Source organism: Terriglobales bacterium (assembly GCA_035624475.1).
Taxonomy (GTDB): Bacteria; Acidobacteriota; Terriglobia; order Terriglobales; family Acidobacteriaceae; genus DASPRL01.
The window spans coordinates 1-14672 of the sequence record DASPRL010000053.1 but is presented as its reverse complement, the minus strand read 5'-3'; the positions used below and the strand labels follow the sequence as shown (position 1 = coordinate 14672).

The following is a 14672-nucleotide window of genomic DNA, read 5'->3' as shown; positions in this document are numbered from 1 at the left end:
CAGCTTCACTGTAGCACACGCGGAAGGCCGGGTTGGCAGCCAGGAGCTGGTAGCTGGCAGCTTAAGCCACCCTCGGGCGGGGTCAAGAGCGACCTCGATCACGGCTTCTATTCGCGCCAGCAATGGCGCTATAATCCGCGGCCAGCACCCACACCGATCCTCCGCACGGGGAGCGCGAGCCGGGCTGCCCGCCGCTCCGAAACGTGGGCTGCACGGAGGAGCCATCATGCGCCTGCGCGTCCGGATCCTGCTCAGCGTTCTTGCTCTCGGCGCTTCCCTTCCCGCTTCCGCCCAGGTGCTGAAAGGTTCGAAGCCGGCGCCGGAGAAGCCGAACCCGAACCGGCTGCTGCTGCCCAGCAGCGCCTTCGCCGGGGGGATCCTGACCGGCTACGTCATGGGCCCGGACAACCAGCCGGTGGCCAACGCACCGGTGTCGGTGAACGGCGGTGAGCTGATGGGCGAGGTCATCGGCGACCCCATCAAGAAGAAGGAGGAGCAGCGGCATGAGCCACCGCAGTCCCCCAGCGGCGGCTCGTTCACCGACTGGCAGAGGACCGCGCTCGACTTCTGCAAGGCGGGACCTGGAGCCAATCCCGGTCCGCACGACGGCAATCCGGGCCCGCCGGATGAGCCTTCCTTCCAGTGGAGCGGCCGGGCAGCCACGGGGGAGGACGCAGCCTCGCCGCAGTGGGGCGGCTTCACCAACGCCGCCGGAGGCTTTCTCATTTGCGTTCCCCCGGGCGCGAAAGACCTGCAGGTGAGCACGGGAGGGAGCGAGGGTGGAGGCGCCGTCTCGGTCCTGGTCGCACTCGACCAGCCATCCGTGAGCCAGCTTCCTTCGGATCCCCCGTCCTTTTGCAGTCGCGGAGCGCAATTCGATCTCAACGGGACATTCCCGCACGCGACCGCGGAGCAGGACGGCCAGGTGAGCGACATGGCGGTGGTGATGGCCATCGGTCCTGCCGGCCAGGCGGTGAGCACCGTCGAATGCTCCCCCGGCCTGCATCCGGGCCCAGTGGAGTTGAGCATCACCGACGGCAGCAGCCACACCCGCGAGTACCACGCTCACATCTTCCAGTTCGTCGACGGCGCCCTCGACCGCGAGCACCTGCTGGGAGGCCAGCCCGCCGACTTCTGGTATGAGGTTCAGATGGGGCCGGAAGAAGCGGGCAAGTCGCTGTGCGTGGACGTGAGTGTGGCCGGACCGGTAGTGCTGACCAAGCCTCCCGCACCCCGCGTGCAGCTGAACGGAGACGGAAGGGGAAGGATATCGGGCAACATTCAGACCACGCACGTGGCTCCCGGCTCGACCGTGCCCTTTGTCATCCACGCACAGTTCACAGAATGCGGGAAGTGAGGCCAGCGCGTCCCTAGCCCGCGGGCACGCCGACCGGCCCGGCCGAGCGCGGAGCCGTCCTTAGAGGTTCCCGGAACCTCACCACCGTCCTGCGGCCTCCCCTTCCTCCCCTTCCCTTCTTGCCGTAGGATGGCTTCGCAGGCCTCTGTGACCTTGGCGCGCGCCGGCGGGAGGAGCCGCCGGGCGCGAGAGCGGCGTTTTCGTGAAGATCTCGAAGAGTCCCAACCTGGCAGGCGACTTCTGGGGCGGGCTGGCGGCCATGCTGGTGGCGCTGCCCTCGGCCATCGCCTTCGGCGTGATCATCTTCACGCCGCTGGGCCGAGCCTACGCCGCCCAGGGCGCCGTCGCCGGCATCCTGGGGACCATCGCGCTGGGGCTGGTGGCCCCCGCCTTTGGGGGCACGCGCCGGCTGATCACCACCCCCAGCGCGCCGGCGGCGGCCGTGCTCTCCGCCTTCACCCTGGAGGCCACCCAGAAGGGTGTGGGCGCGGACGAGGTTCTGGTCATGCTGGCGCTGGTGGCGCTGCTGTGCGCCCTCTTCCAGATCGGTTTTGGGATGGCGGGGCTGGGCAAGCTCATCAAGTACATGCCCTATCCGGTGGTGAGCGGTTACCTGAGCGGGGTGGGGCTGATCATCATTCTCGGCCAGGTGCCGAAGTTCCTGGGAACGCCCAAGGATTTCGGCTTCTGGCAGAGCCTGCGGACGCCTGCGGCCTGGGAGTGGCACGGGCTCGTGGTGGGCGCGGTCACCATCGTGGTGATGCTGACCGCGGGGAAGCTCACCAAGGCGGTGCCGGCGGCCATCCTGGGGCTGGCGGCGGGAGTGGCGACCTACTTCGGGTTGAGCCTGGCCGACCGCTCGCTGCTGCAACTGGCCGGCAACAAGCTGGTGATTGGCGCGCTGGCGCCCACCAGCGTGGGCTTCCTGCAGACCCTGGCGGAACGCTGGCAGGCGATGGGCGCGATCAGCCTGGCGGAGTTGGAGATCCTGGTCGGCCCGGCTATGACCCTGGCGGTGCTGCTCTCCATCGACACGCTGAAGACGGGGGTGGTGCTGGACGCGCTCACGCACAGCCGCCACAACTCCAACCGCGAACTGATCGGGCAAGGGCTGGGCAACCTGGCCGCCACCTTCACGGGCGGCGTGCCCGGCTCGGGACAGATGGGCGCGACCCTGGTGAACCTGTCGAGCGGCGGGCAGACACGCTGGTCGGGCCTCTTCGAAGGAGCACTGGCCCTGGTGGCCTTCCTGGCGCTGGGCCGGCTGGTCGCCTGGCTGCCCATCGCGGCCCTGGCCGGCATCCTGCTGGTGGTCGGGCTGCGCATGATCGACTACCGCAGCCTGCACCTGCTGCGCTCGCGCGCCACCGCCCTGGACTTCCTGGTGATCGTGACCGTGGTGGTGGCGGCGGAGACGGTGGGCCTGATCGCGGCCTCGGCGGTGGGCATCGGGCTGGCCATCCTGCTGTTCGTGGGACAGAAGATGGGAGGCTCGCCGGTGCGCCGCAAGGCCTACGGCAACCACATGTTCTCCAAGCAGATGCGCCTGCCCGAGGAGATGGAGATCCTGGAGCGCCGCGGCGATCGCACCGTCATCTGCGAATTGCAGGGCAGCCTGTTCTTCGGTACCGCCGACCAGCTCTACTCGGAACTGGAGCCGGAGGTGAAGACGCGCACGTACGTGATCCTGGACATGCGGCGGGTGCAGTCGGTGGACTTCACCGCCGCCCACCTGCTGGAACAGCTCGAGGACATGCTCTCGGAGCGCAAGGGCTTCCTCATCTTCAGCCGGGTGCCGGCCAACGTGCCCAGCGGGCAGGACATGCAGCGCTACTTCGACGTGATGGGCCTGGCGCGCTCGGAGCGGCACGTGCGCACCTTCGCCGAACTGGACGACGCGCTGGAGTGGGTGGAGAACCGCATCCTGGGGGAGGAGCAGGTGGAGCGTGCCGAGGTGGCGCCGCTGGAGCTGCGCGAGATCGCCATTTTCCAGGGGCGCAAGGAAGAGACGCTGGCGGCGCTCCAGTCGGCCATGGAGCAGCGCAGCTTCCAGGCCGGAGAGCGCATCTTCAGCCTGGGCGACACGAACGACGTGCTCTTCCTCATCCGCAGCGGCTCCGTGCGTGTGGTCCTGCCGCTGAGCGGGCAGCGCAGCTACCACCTGGCCACCTTCGGGCGCGGCGACTTCTTTGGCGAGATCGCGTTCCTGGACGGCAAGCCGCGCTCGGCCGACGCGGTGGCTTCCACCGACGTCGAACTCTACGCTCTGTCGCGCGCGCGCTTCGACGCCCTCTCGGAAGAACACCGGCACTTGGCCATGAACCTGATGGAAGGCCTGGCCCGCGTGATCGCGTACCGCATGCGTCATGCCGACCGCGAGCTGCGCGCGCTGGAAGAGGACTGAGGCGCGGAGCCTTAACCCTGGGCAACGGCGCCGAGCAGGGCGAAGAATTCCGGGAAGGAGATGCGGGCGGCGTCGGCGCCGCGGATGAGAGTGTCGCCTTGGGCGCGCAGGGCGGCCACGGCGAAGGCCATGGCGATGCGATGGTCGCCGGCGGAGTCCACCTCGGCGCCGCGCAGCGGCTGCGAGCCGGGCACGCGCAGGCCGTCGGGCCGTTCTTCCACCTGGGCGCCCATGGCGCGCAGGTTCCGGGCGACCGCGGCGATGCGGTCGGACTCCTTGACGCGCAATTCGGCGGCGTCGCAGATCTCGATGCCGTCTTTCGTATAAGGCGCGATGGCGGCCAGCACCGGCAATTCGTCGATGAGCGCGGCCGACTGCGCGCCCGCGATGGTGGCGCCCTTCAGCGCCCCCGCCTCCACCTTGACCGTGCCCACCAATTCACCGTGGCGCTCTTCCAGGTTGATGACGGCGACGCGCGCGCCCAGCGCAGCCAGCACGTCGAGCAGCGCGGCGCGGGTGGGGTTCATGCCCAGGGCGTCGATCACCAGGTTGGAGTCGGGAAAGAGGGCGGCGGCGCAGAGGAAGAAGGCGGCGGAAGAGATGTCGCCGGGGACGCGGGCGGTGATGGCGCGCAGCCTCTGCCCGCCGCGGATAGAGGCGCGGCGGCGGAGGCGCGTGACTTCGGCGCCAAAGGCGCGCAAGGCCAATTCGCCGTGGTCGCGGGTGCGGAGCGGCTCTTCCACCGCGGTCTCGCCCGCGGCCAAGAGCCCGGCGAAGAGCACCGCGGTCTTCACCTGGGCGCTGGGGAGGGGCAGGATGTAATCAATGGCACGCAGGCGCGCTCCGGCGATGCGCAGAGGCGGAAGGTCGTTGGGGCCGCAGGTGATGGTTGCGCCCATCTTCCTTAGAGGCTCGGCCACGCGCGCCATGGGGCGGCGGGAGAGCGAGGCGTCGCCGACCAGCTCGCTCGAGAAGCTTTGTCCGGCGAGGATGCCGGCCAGCAGGCGCATGGTGGAGCCGGAGTTGCCGCAGTCGAGGGGGCGCGCGGGCGGCTGCAATGTGCGGCCTTCGATGTCTACGACGCCTTCGGCGCCGCGGGTGACGCGCGCGCCCAGCGCCTCCATGCAGGCCAGGGTGGAGGCGCAGTCGGCGCCGGTGGAGAAGTTCTCGAGGTGGGTGGTGCCTTCGGCCAGCGCGGCCAGCATGGCATAGCGATGGGAGATGGACTTGTCGCCGGGCAGGCGCAGCGAGCCCAGCACGTTCTGTGCCGGGCGGACGACGACGCTCGAGGGATCGGCCATGGCGGAGGCCGCTGCCGCGCTACTTGCGGGCCGCGGCCGCGGCGCTGACTTCCTTCATCATCTCCGCCGGCACTTCCTTCAGGGTGACGTGGAAGACGAACATGGGCGTAGGCTCGCCGCGCCCCCAGCGCGCGACTTCCCAGTGGGCGCGCAAAGACTTGATCGCGGGCTGCGCGGTCAGGTCCACCAGCAGCGGGGTCTCGCCGCGGTAGAAAAGCTGGGGAAAGGCGGCCAGGGACTTCTGCCCCCAATTCTGGCCGTCGGCCGAGCCCCAGAGGCTGACGTCGAGCGACTCCTGCTCGATGATGTCGGTGATGGCGAGGGTAGCGAGGAAGACGCGGCCCTTGGCAGCGCTGAGGTCCACCGCCGCACCGTCGCCCTTGGCGGTGACCCGGGTCTTCTCGGGAACGAGATAGGCTTCCAACATGGCCTAGCGATTCTACCAGCGCGGCAGAGAATCGAGGAAGGCGAGCAGGGCGGCGGCGGTGGCCTCCGGCTGCTCGAAGGGGACGAAGTGGCCGGCGCGGGGGATGGCTTTCAACTGCGAACCGGGGATGCCCTGGAGGATGACCTCGGCGTCGGCGCGCGGGGTGAGTGTGTCCTCGTCCCCGACCAGCACCAGCGTGGGAACGGTGATGGTGGCGAGCGTGGGGATGGAGTCGGGGCGGGCGGCCATGCCCTGCTGCACCGCGGCGATACGCTCGGTCAGCATCCTGGCCATCATCTTGCGCGCCTGCTCCACCAGGTCGGGACGCTCGCGCCGCGTGGTCTCGCCCAGCAGCTTGGGAAGCAGCGCCTCGAAGAAGGGCTCGGGGCCGTTCTGCAGGACGTCCTCGGCGGACTTGAGGCGGGCGGCGCGGGCCTCTTCACTGTCAGCCGAAGCGCGGGTATCGCAGAAGATGAGGGCGTGCACGCGCTCGGGAAACCGCCGCCAGAACTCGAAGAGGACGTAGCCGCCGATGGAGACCCCGGCGAAGACGGCCTTGCCCACCGCCGCCTGCTCGCAGACGCGGTTGAGGTCCTGGGCATGGCGGGCCATGAGGGCGGGGCCGACGCCGGCCTCGGAGTCGCCGTGGGCGCGCAGGTCGGGCAGGATGCAGCGATACCTCGCGGCCAGACGCTCGGCCACCGGCGCCCAGATCTCGTGGTTGGCGGGAAAGGGATGGAGGAGCACAACCGGGGGCCCCTCGCCCTGGACTTCAAAGAAGATCTTGGCGTCTTCGCTGGTGACTTGCATGAGGGGGGATAGTGTAGCGCGAGTCGCGCGCGGCCGGAACTTCAAAGCAGCCACGGATGCGCACGGATGGTCACGGATCGGCTCTCAGGAGGCTTGCGTCCGTGAGCCTCCGTATCCATCCGTGGCTTGACGTGAAGTCACGGCGCCGGGTGAGTGGGGTGGGCATCGGCGGGCGCGGCCACCGTGACCACCTTCGGCTCCTCCGGCATGATGATCCAGGCGATGATGTAAGCCAGGATACCGCCGCCGGCAAAGAAGACCACCAGCACCCACATCAGGCGGATCAGGGCCACGTCGATGTCGAAGTACTCGGCGAAGCCGCGGCAGACGCCGGCGATCCAGCGGCCCTCGCGCGGGCGCACCAGGCGGCGGCGCGCCACCACCGCGCCCACCCGCTTGCCGCAGTAGGCGCACAAGTTAGCGTCGTCCTGGATGACCTTGCCACAGTAATTGCAGTACATGGCGATCCCCCTAGTGAGGAATACGCAAGCGGAGGAAGGAAGTTCCCTCTTCCGCGATTATGGCATACGGAAGGGTTGCTTGAGGTGCTTGCGGGCAAGGTCCGCCTCGGGAGTGGCGCCGTTCTGGGCGATGACCTCGCGATACCTGGCCAGGGCCTGGTCGCGCTGCCCCAGCACGTCGTCCATCTCGGCGGTGGCCAGCACGGCCCTCTGGCGCAGCTCGGGATCGCGGTGGGGATACTGGTTGACGCTCTCGTAGGCGTCGCGAGCCTCCGGGAAGTGATGCTGGCCGCGCAGCGCCTCGCCCAGACCGAAGGCGGCCAGCTCCAGGTGGGGATCGGCGAAGTAGCCCTGCTTCCCTTCCTGCAGGATGCGGCCGTAGGCGGCGATGGCCTCCGGGCCGTGGCCGGCGGCGTTGAGCAGGTTGGCTTCCTCGAGCTGGAAGAGGAAGTTCTTGGGATGGGCGGCGAGGAGGCCGCGCACCCGCTGTAAGGCCTCGTCGTAGCGCTGTTCGCGGCGGTAGAAGAGGCCGAGGATGACGTTGGCGTCCACCGCGGTTTCGCCGCCGGCGGCGGCGGCCTCCTGCAATTGCTGCAGGCCCTTCTGCCGGCTGCCGCTCACCCCCACCACCGCCGCCGCCACCTTGATCACCCAGGGCAGCCCCGCGATGACGTAGTTGTGCGTGCCCACCAGGGTCTTGGCGTCGGAGTAGTTGGGATCGAGCTGCAGCACGCGCTCCTGGTCGTGGCGGGCGGCCAGAGCACTGCGCAGCGCCGAGTACCAGGCCTTATCCACCAGGCCGATGTAGGTGGCGCGCAAGCCCAGGGTGGTGCCGCGGGCATAGAGCGTGTCCACATCGTTGGGATTCACCTTCAGCCGCTCCTGCTCGAGCTGCAGGGCGCGCTGGGTGAGTTCCTGGATGCGCTGCTTCACCGCCGGATCCACGGGATAGGTCTTCTTGTTGATGAAGGAGTTGTTGGCGTAGAGGCTGGTGTCGAGGGCCCCGGTGCGGTAGAGCTCGCGGAACATCAGGGCGTTGATGAGGTGGTTGACGGCGAAAGGGTCCTGGGGATGTTGCTGGAGGGCGCGCTCGAACTCCTTCACCGCCTGGTCGTACTCCAGGTTGTAGTAGTGATCGAAAGCGGTGCGGGTGAGGGGGTCGGACTTCATGGTGGCGGTGATGGGCGGGAGCGCCGCCGAGGCATCCTGCTGCGCAGCCAGGTGCGGGGCGCGCGACAGCAGGGCGAGGAAGAACAGGCAGGCGCAGGGGAGGAGTACGGAGCGAAATCGCATGGGGAAGGTCGAGTGTACCCGATTGGCAGCGTCCCCCGCTATTCCGGGCCTGCACGCCGCCTGAGGCGGCTAGTGCTTGGGCTCGACCGCGTCCGCGGCCGGCCGCGGCTGCTCGTCCATGCGGAAGAGATGGTGCACGGGTCCGGAACCTTTGCCCAGGGGATAGGCGCGGGCGATGGCCTTGGTGACGTAGGCCTTGGCCAGCACCGCCGCATCCTGGAGCTGCTTGCCTTGAGCAAGGTTGACGGCCAGAGCAGTGGCGAAGGCGCAGCCGGTGCCGTGGGTGGAGGTGGAGCGCAGGCGGTCGGAGCCGAACTCGATCTGCTCCGGGGGCGTACCGTTGGAAGCGGCCACGCTGACCAGGTCCACGGCCTTCTCCAGGTGCCCGCCGGTGACAATGACCTGGCGCGCGCCCAGCTTGTGCAGCTTGGCGGCGGCGGCGTGCATCTCCTCCAGGTTGGTGACCTTCATGCCGGCGAGCGCGCCCGCCTCCTCGATGTTGGGGGTGATCACGCTCACCAGGGGCAGCAGTTGCTTCTGCATGCGCTCGATGCCCGCCTTGTCGAGCAGGGGGCTGCCGCTGGTGGAGCGCAGGACCGGATCGAGCACCACGTGGGGGATCTTGGCGGCCTGCAGGAAGTCCACGACTGCCGCGACCACTTCGTCGGAAGCCAGCATGCCGATGCGCACGGCGGCGATGGGCATGTCGGCGGCCAGCTCGCGCAGGGTGTCGCGCACCAGCTTGGCCGGCACAGGCTCCACCCGGCGCACGCCGGTGGTGGACTGCACCGTGAGCGCGGTGATGCAGGCCACGCCGTAGCAACCGTGGGCGGCGATGGTCTTGATGTCGGCGGTGGTACCGGCCCCGGAGGTAGGATCGAAGCCGGCGATGCTGAGGATGACGGGCGGCGTCTGGTTCATGCTAGGACGCAAATCTAACCCAAACCGCCGCCCCTGCAAACCCTCAATCAGAACTTTTTTTGCGCGCGGTGCGGCCAGGGAGTCAGGCGTCGAGTCTTACACTTCTGTGCCTCAGGATCGGGCGAGGTCTTCCCAGGAACCGGGCCGGACCGCCGTCTACCGAGCAGCGCTGGCGCCCCGCCCGCGACCCGGGCAGAAGGGCGCCTGCCACCCAGCCGCCAGGAACGGCGGCGTTACTTCTGCTGCCCCTCTGGTTCGAGAGGGAGGAGTTGGGCAGCAGCCCGGGATGGATAGGTGACGGCCAGCCGTGGCACCCGCCGGAGCTGGAGTCCATGCCGCCACCCGAAAGGAGGGTGCGGTAGCTCGGCGGCGCCCCAGGATGGGTCGGCCGAAGGCCGCTCCCAGAGCGGCAATCAGCCCCGACCCCGGGGCCCCTGCGGAAGTAGGTGGTGCGGCAAATCTGCAACGGAGTCGCGCTGCCTGGGATTGACTTTTCCCGTTTGTTTTCTTAGAATTATCTGACTTTTTGAAGGGGTAGGAGGAGCACGAGAATTACGAAAAGACGAGGTGTTTGAATGCGACGAGTACTAGCTCACCTGATGGTGGCTATTTGTCTGGTCACGACCATGGGGGCGGCACCCGGCACAGGAAGCGCCAAGCCTAAGAACAAGAAGCCTCCAATAGCCACTCCACAATCCGATCCCAAGCCCTACCAGACGGGTAGGGCCTCTTGGTACGGCAAGCAGTTCGACGGCCGCACCACCGCCAGCGGCGAGCCTTACGACATGTTCCAGCTCACCGCGGCTCACCGGCAACTCCCACTAGGGACGTGGGTTAAGGTCACCAACCTGAGAAACGGCAGGTGGGTCATCGTGCGGATCAATGACCGCGGGCCGGTGCCGGAATCCCGCATCATCGACCTCTCCTACGGGGCCGCCCAACTGCTCGATCTGCGGGCCCGGGGGGTGGAGAGGGTCCGCCTGGACATCGTCACCCCGGAGGTGGTGGCGATGGCGACTGATCTGACGGGACAACAATAGGAAAAACAGCTACACTGGCCCTTGATGGCCGAGAACCGCGACCGCCTGATCGTGGCCCTGGACGTGGAAAAAGCGCTCCTGGCGCGGGAAATCGTGGCCAAAGTGGGGGCCTCCGCCTCAACGTACAAGGTTGGTAAACAGCTCTTCACGGCCGAGGGGCCGCAGGTCGTCCGCGACCTGGTGGCCTCCGGCCGTAAGGTTTTTCTGGACCTGAAGTACCACGATATTCCAAATACTGTAGGCAAGGCCGTGGCGGAGGCCTGCGCCCTGGGTGTCAGCATGCTGACGGTCCACGGCGCCGGGGGCTCCAAGATGCTGCGGGCGGCGGTGGAGGCGGCGGCCTCGAGCCCCGGCAAACCCCTCATCCTGGCCGTCACCGTGCTGACCAGCTTCTCCGATGAGGACCTGAGGGAGGTCGGGTTCCCTACCACCGTCCTGGAGCAGGCGCAGAAGATGGGCCGGCTGGCCCAGACCTGCGGCTGTGGCGGGGTGGTGACCTCGCCTCGGGAGGCCCGGGCGCTGCGGCAGCTCTTGGGACCGGGCATGGCGATCGTGACCCCGGGGGTGCGCCCGGCAGGGGCCGACCAGGGAGATCAGACTCGGGTGGCCACCCCGGCTCAGGCCATCGCCGCCGGCGCCAGCCATATTGTGGTGGGACGACCCATCACCGCGGCGCCGGATCCGGCGGCGGCAGCCAGGGCCATCCTGGAAGAGATCGGCGGCTAGCCCCGGTGGTAGTCAGTAATCGGGAGTTAGGAGTTAGCGGGTTCCCGCTGGCCACTGACCACTAGCCACGATCCACGGCTTCTAGAGCTTCTCGTAGAACTCGCAGACGGAGCAGGAGATGAACATGCCCCCGGGCACGCCGCGCTCGCGGTCCTTCACCCGCTTGACGATGCGGGCGGGCTTGCCGCACTTGGGGCAGTCATGGCTCTTGGAGGTGTCCATCAGCTTTTTGCGGTCTGCGGTCTTTGCGATCTTCATGCCTCGCTCCTGACAGGAATCTCCCCGCCCTGGGGAGCCGCCTGGGAATGTCGGGAGTAAGAATTCCGGGAAGGATTGCTACTCGCCGTTTCGTCCTCGATTGTACACGAAGGCGGTGGCCGGTTCCCAGTTCCCGGTTCCCGGTTTGGCAGGCAAGCTGCGGCGTGTGAGAATCGAAAGGACCCGATGAAACGCGCACAGGTACTCCTCACCTTCTTCCTGCTGGCGGCGCCGCTGGCCGCGGCGCAGCAGAAGCTCATCGCCCTGACCTTCGACGACGGCCCGCGGCCCTACGTGCTGCTGGGGATCCAGCTGCCGCCCGACAAGGTCTCGCCCAGCCTGCTCGCCCTGCTGGACAAGAACCACGTCAGGGCGACCTTTTTCGTGGTGGGCTGGCGGCTGACCAAGAACTCCCAGGGCGCGCGCGAGGAGCCCAAGCTGGGGATCACCTGCCTGGCCGCCGCCAAGGAGGTGGTGAAGCGCGGGCACGAGCTCGAGAACCACACCTTCAGCCACCTCAACCTGGAGAAGCAGGAGCGGCGCGAGGGCTTGACCTGGGTGCTGGAGGACGTCGACAAGGAATCGAAGCTGCTCCAGGCGCTGACCGGCAAGAAGCCGCGTTTCCTGCGGCCGCCCGACTGGCTGCTGAGCGCGGACGCGCGCAAGCACCTTGAATCCCGCGGCTACCAGGTGATGACCATCACCGCGGAGGCGCCGCCGGCGCTGCGCGACGTGAACACCCTCGACTACCAGTGCGCCGGCGAGCATCCCCAGCACTGTCCGCGGCCCTCGCTGGCGGATTCGGTGGAGCGCACCATCACAGAGCGCGAGAAGCGCGGCCTCACCACTCACATCTTGGCCTTCCACGAACTGTCCTCGACGGTGAGGACACTGGAGACGCTGATCCCGGAGCTGCAGGCCCGCGGCTACCGCTTCGTCACCCTGAGCGAGTACATGCAGGCAGTGAAGCATTGAGTCGCTTGATCCTCCGGAAGAGCCCACCACAAAGGACACCAAGGGCACACGAAGGACGCAAAGGAAACCCGTTCCTTCATTGACCCGAGAATCCGATCGCTCCGTTTGACCCTCCCAGGGGCCTCTGTTAGCTTTAGGAGTTTTCCTGCCCAGCCATCTCATAGAAGCGAGAGACGATCATGGCCCTCAAGTTCCGCGGCGTCGATTTCATCGACTTCGATACCCTGCTCAGCGACGACGAACGCCTGGTGCGCGACAACACCCGCAAGTTCATCGAAGAGAACCTCATTCCAGTCATCGAGCAGTGCAACCGCGAAGGCCGCTTCCCGCGCGAATTGGTGAAGCCGATGGGCGGGCTGGGCTTCTTCGGGGCCAACCTGAAGGGCTACGGCTGCGCCGAGATGTCGAACGTGGAGTACGGCCTGGTGATGCAGGAGCTGGAGCGCGGCGACAGCGGCGTGCGTTCCTTCGTGAGCGTGCAGTCGGCGCTGGTCATGTATCCCATCTATGCGTTCGGAAGCGAGGAGCAGAAGCAGCAGTGGCTGCCCGGGCTGCAGAAGGGCGAGAAGATCGGGTGCTTCGGCTTGACCGAGCCCGACTTCGGCTCCAATCCCGGGGGGATGCGCACCCGCGCCAAGAAAGTGGGCAACGAATACGTGCTCAGCGGCGAAAAGATGTGGATCACCTCCGGCTCCATCGCCGATGTGGCCGTGGTGTGGGCCAAGAACGAGGACGAGGGCGGCAAGATCCGCGGCTTCCTGGTGGAGACCAGCCGCCCCGGCTTCAAGGCCGCCGACGTGCACGGCAAGTGGTCGCTGCGGGCGAGCGTGACCTCCAGCCTTTCCCTGCAGGACGTGCGCGTGCCGGCGTCGAACCTGCTGCCCAAGTCCGACGGGCTGAAGTCGCCGCTGATGTGCTTGAACCAGGCGCGCTACGGCATCGCCTGGGGCGCGGTGGGCGCGGCCATGGCCTGCTACGACTGCGCCCTGCAGTACGCGCTCTTCCGCAAGCAGTTCCGCGACCAGCCCATCGCCTCCCACCAACTGGTGCAGGAGAAGCTGGCGTGGATGATCTCGGAGATCACCAAGGCACAGCTCCTAGTCCTGCAGGTGGGGCGGCTGAAGGACAAGAACAAGGTGCAGCACCAGCAGATCTCCATGGCCAAGCGCAACAACGTGTGGATGGCGCTGGAGTGCGCCCGGCTGGCGCGCGACATCCTGGGAGCCAACGGCATCGCCGATGAGTACCCCATCTTCCGCCACATGGCAAACCTGGAGTCGGTGAAGACTTACGAGGGCACGCACGACATCCACGCCCTGATCATCGGGGCGGCGGTCACGGGGATTGACGCATTCTGACTACGGGACGGCCGGAGAGATGTGGTAAGTTACGGCCTATGAGCAAGGTGGACAAAGTCGAGCGGGAAGTCCAGGCGTTCACTGCAGAAGAGCTGGCTGCGTTTCGCGAGTGGTTTGCCGCCTTTGATGCGGAGGCCTGGGACCGCCAGTTCGAGGCGGACGCCGAGGCCGGCAAGCTCGACGCCCTCGCCGACCGCGCTCTGCGCGAGCACGCGGCGGGCAAATCCAGCAAGCTGTGACCCACCACGCCACCCCGGACTTTTGGGTCTGTTACCGCGCTCTGCCCGCGCCGGTTCGCGAACTTGCCGACAAGTCCTTCCGCCTGTTGAAGGACGATCCCAAGCATCCCTCGCTTCACTTCAAGAAGGTCGGCCGCTTCCGCTCCGTGCGGGTCGGGCTTCACCACCGGGCGCTTGCGGTCGAGTCCGTCGATGGACTCCTCTGGTTTTGGGTCGGTACGCACGCCGAGTACGATGCGCTGGTACGGTCGAAACCGAGATAGCAAGGGCGTGGCGGCTATTGACGGTCTGCAATCTCAAGGAGCATGATGCGCGATGCTTCTGGAGGCACTCTCTAGCGGGAGGCGGTCATGGCAACACCAGTGACGAACCGGGACGCCAAGGCGCTGGCCAAGAGTTTCGGCCAGAATATGGAGTCCGACCTGGCGCTGGAGTTCCTGCGGGTGGTGGAGAACGCCGCCATCGCCGCCGCCAAGACCATGGGCCAGGGCGAGCGCAAGTTCGCCGACCACGTGGCGGTGGAGGCCATGCGCAAGACCATGGACACCGTGCCCATGCGCGGCACCATCGTCATCGGCGAAGGCGAGCGCGACGAGGCCCCCATGCTCTACATCGGCGAAAAGGTCGGCGCCGAGTTCCCCGACGGCACCCAGGTCCCGGAGATCGATATCGCCGTGGACCCGCTGGAGGGCACCAACCTGTGCGCCACCGGCTCGCCCGGCTCCATCGCGGTGCTGGCCGCCTCGGAGAAGGGCGGTCTGCTGCACGCTCCCGACTGCTACATGGAGAAGATCGTGGTCGGCCCCTCGTGCAAGGGCGAGGTGGACCTGGATGCGCCCGTGGCCCACAACCTGAAGCGCATCGCCAAGGCGCTGGGCCGCGACGTGGAGGACCTGGTGGTGGTGATCCTGGACCGGCCACGGCACGAGAAGCTGATCGCCGAGGTCCGCGCCGCGGGCGCGCGCATCAAGCTCATCAGCGACGGCGACCTCTCGCCCGGCATCGCCGCCGCCGTGATCGGCACCGGGGTGCACGCGGTCATGGGAACCGGAGGAGCGCCCGAGGGCGTGCTCACGGCCGCCGCCGTCCGCTGCCTGAACGG

General features: G+C 67.7%; 16 protein-coding genes. 9 read left to right on the top strand and 7 right to left on the bottom strand.

Annotated elements, in window-relative coordinates:
- Positions 1-226 precede the first annotated feature (226 nt).
- Positions 227-1357 carry a hypothetical protein gene (locus VEG08_02555; protein ID HXZ26860.1) on the top strand — a complete coding sequence of 377 codons (1131 nt, stop codon included), beginning with the start codon at positions 227-229 and terminating at the stop codon, positions 1355-1357.
- A 202-nt stretch (positions 1358-1559) separates the two neighbouring features.
- Positions 1560-3761: a SulP family inorganic anion transporter gene (locus VEG08_02550; GenBank protein HXZ26859.1), complete on the top strand. Its 2202-nt coding sequence runs from the start codon at positions 1560-1562 to the stop codon at positions 3759-3761.
- A gap of 11 nt (positions 3762-3772) precedes the next feature.
- On the opposite strand, the gene aroA is transcribed toward VEG08_02550, so the two are convergent.
- The 6 genes from aroA to thiD form a co-directional block, all read right to left on the bottom strand.
- Complete coding sequence (gene aroA / locus VEG08_02545; GenBank protein ID HXZ26858.1) at positions 3773-5062, bottom strand: 3-phosphoshikimate 1-carboxyvinyltransferase; 1290 nt, start codon at positions 5060-5062, stop codon at positions 3773-3775.
- Between the two features lie 19 nt (positions 5063-5081).
- A complete protein-coding gene (locus VEG08_02540; GenBank protein ID HXZ26857.1) occupies positions 5082-5489 on the bottom strand; it encodes a hypothetical protein in 408 nt (135 codons plus the stop codon).
- A gap of 12 nt (positions 5490-5501) precedes the next feature.
- On the bottom strand, positions 5502-6299 hold the full coding sequence (locus VEG08_02535) for an alpha/beta fold hydrolase (GenBank protein ID HXZ26856.1): 798 nt from the start codon (positions 6297-6299) through the stop codon (positions 5502-5504).
- 137 nt (positions 6300-6436) lie between these two features.
- The gene (locus VEG08_02530; protein ID HXZ26855.1) at positions 6437-6760 is read right to left on the bottom strand and encodes a PspC domain-containing protein; all 324 of its coding nucleotides are present in this window, start codon (positions 6758-6760) and stop codon (positions 6437-6439) included.
- A gap of 57 nt (positions 6761-6817) precedes the next feature.
- Positions 6818-8053: a tetratricopeptide repeat protein gene (locus VEG08_02525; protein ID HXZ26854.1), complete on the bottom strand. Its 1236-nt coding sequence runs from the start codon at positions 8051-8053 to the stop codon at positions 6818-6820.
- Positions 8054-8122: 69 nt separating this feature from the next.
- The gene (thiD, locus tag VEG08_02520; GenBank protein HXZ26853.1) at positions 8123-8974 is read right to left on the bottom strand and encodes a bifunctional hydroxymethylpyrimidine kinase/phosphomethylpyrimidine kinase; all 852 of its coding nucleotides are present in this window, start codon (positions 8972-8974) and stop codon (positions 8123-8125) included.
- Between the two features lie 575 nt (positions 8975-9549).
- On the opposite strand from thiD, the gene VEG08_02515 reads away from it, so the two are divergent.
- Together VEG08_02515 and pyrF are read left to right on the top strand one after the other, a co-directional pair.
- On the top strand, positions 9550-10014 hold the full coding sequence (locus tag VEG08_02515; GenBank protein ID HXZ26852.1) for a septal ring lytic transglycosylase RlpA family protein: 465 nt from the start codon (positions 9550-9552) through the stop codon (positions 10012-10014).
- Between the two features lie 24 nt (positions 10015-10038).
- The gene (pyrF, locus tag VEG08_02510) at positions 10039-10740 is read left to right on the top strand and encodes an orotidine-5'-phosphate decarboxylase (GenBank protein ID HXZ26851.1); all 702 of its coding nucleotides are present in this window, start codon (positions 10039-10041) and stop codon (positions 10738-10740) included.
- 81 nt (positions 10741-10821) lie between these two features.
- Here pyrF and VEG08_02505 read toward each other — a convergent pair whose 3' ends face one another.
- The gene (locus VEG08_02505; GenBank protein HXZ26850.1) at positions 10822-10998 is read right to left on the bottom strand and encodes a hypothetical protein; all 177 of its coding nucleotides are present in this window, start codon (positions 10996-10998) and stop codon (positions 10822-10824) included.
- Between the two features lie 186 nt (positions 10999-11184).
- Here VEG08_02505 and VEG08_02500 point away from each other — a divergent pair, with 186 nt between their 5' ends.
- The 5 genes from VEG08_02500 to glpX form a co-directional block, all read left to right on the top strand.
- A complete protein-coding gene (locus VEG08_02500; protein ID HXZ26849.1) occupies positions 11185-11973 on the top strand; it encodes a polysaccharide deacetylase family protein in 789 nt (262 codons plus the stop codon).
- A gap of 179 nt (positions 11974-12152) precedes the next feature.
- Complete coding sequence (locus tag VEG08_02495; GenBank protein ID HXZ26848.1) at positions 12153-13331, top strand: acyl-CoA dehydrogenase family protein; 1179 nt, start codon at positions 12153-12155, stop codon at positions 13329-13331.
- A 38-nt stretch (positions 13332-13369) separates the two neighbouring features.
- Positions 13370-13570: a hypothetical protein gene (locus VEG08_02490; protein HXZ26847.1), complete on the top strand. Its 201-nt coding sequence runs from the start codon at positions 13370-13372 to the stop codon at positions 13568-13570.
- Positions 13567-13833, top strand: coding sequence for a hypothetical protein (locus VEG08_02485; GenBank protein HXZ26846.1), 267 nt, complete (start codon positions 13567-13569; stop codon positions 13831-13833). The genes VEG08_02490 and VEG08_02485 overlap by 4 nt, the downstream gene beginning before the upstream one ends.
- Before the next feature lie 87 nt (positions 13834-13920).
- Positions 13921-14672 (top strand): class II fructose-bisphosphatase (glpX, locus tag VEG08_02480; GenBank protein ID HXZ26845.1); only part of this gene is annotated, 752 nt, incomplete at its 3' end.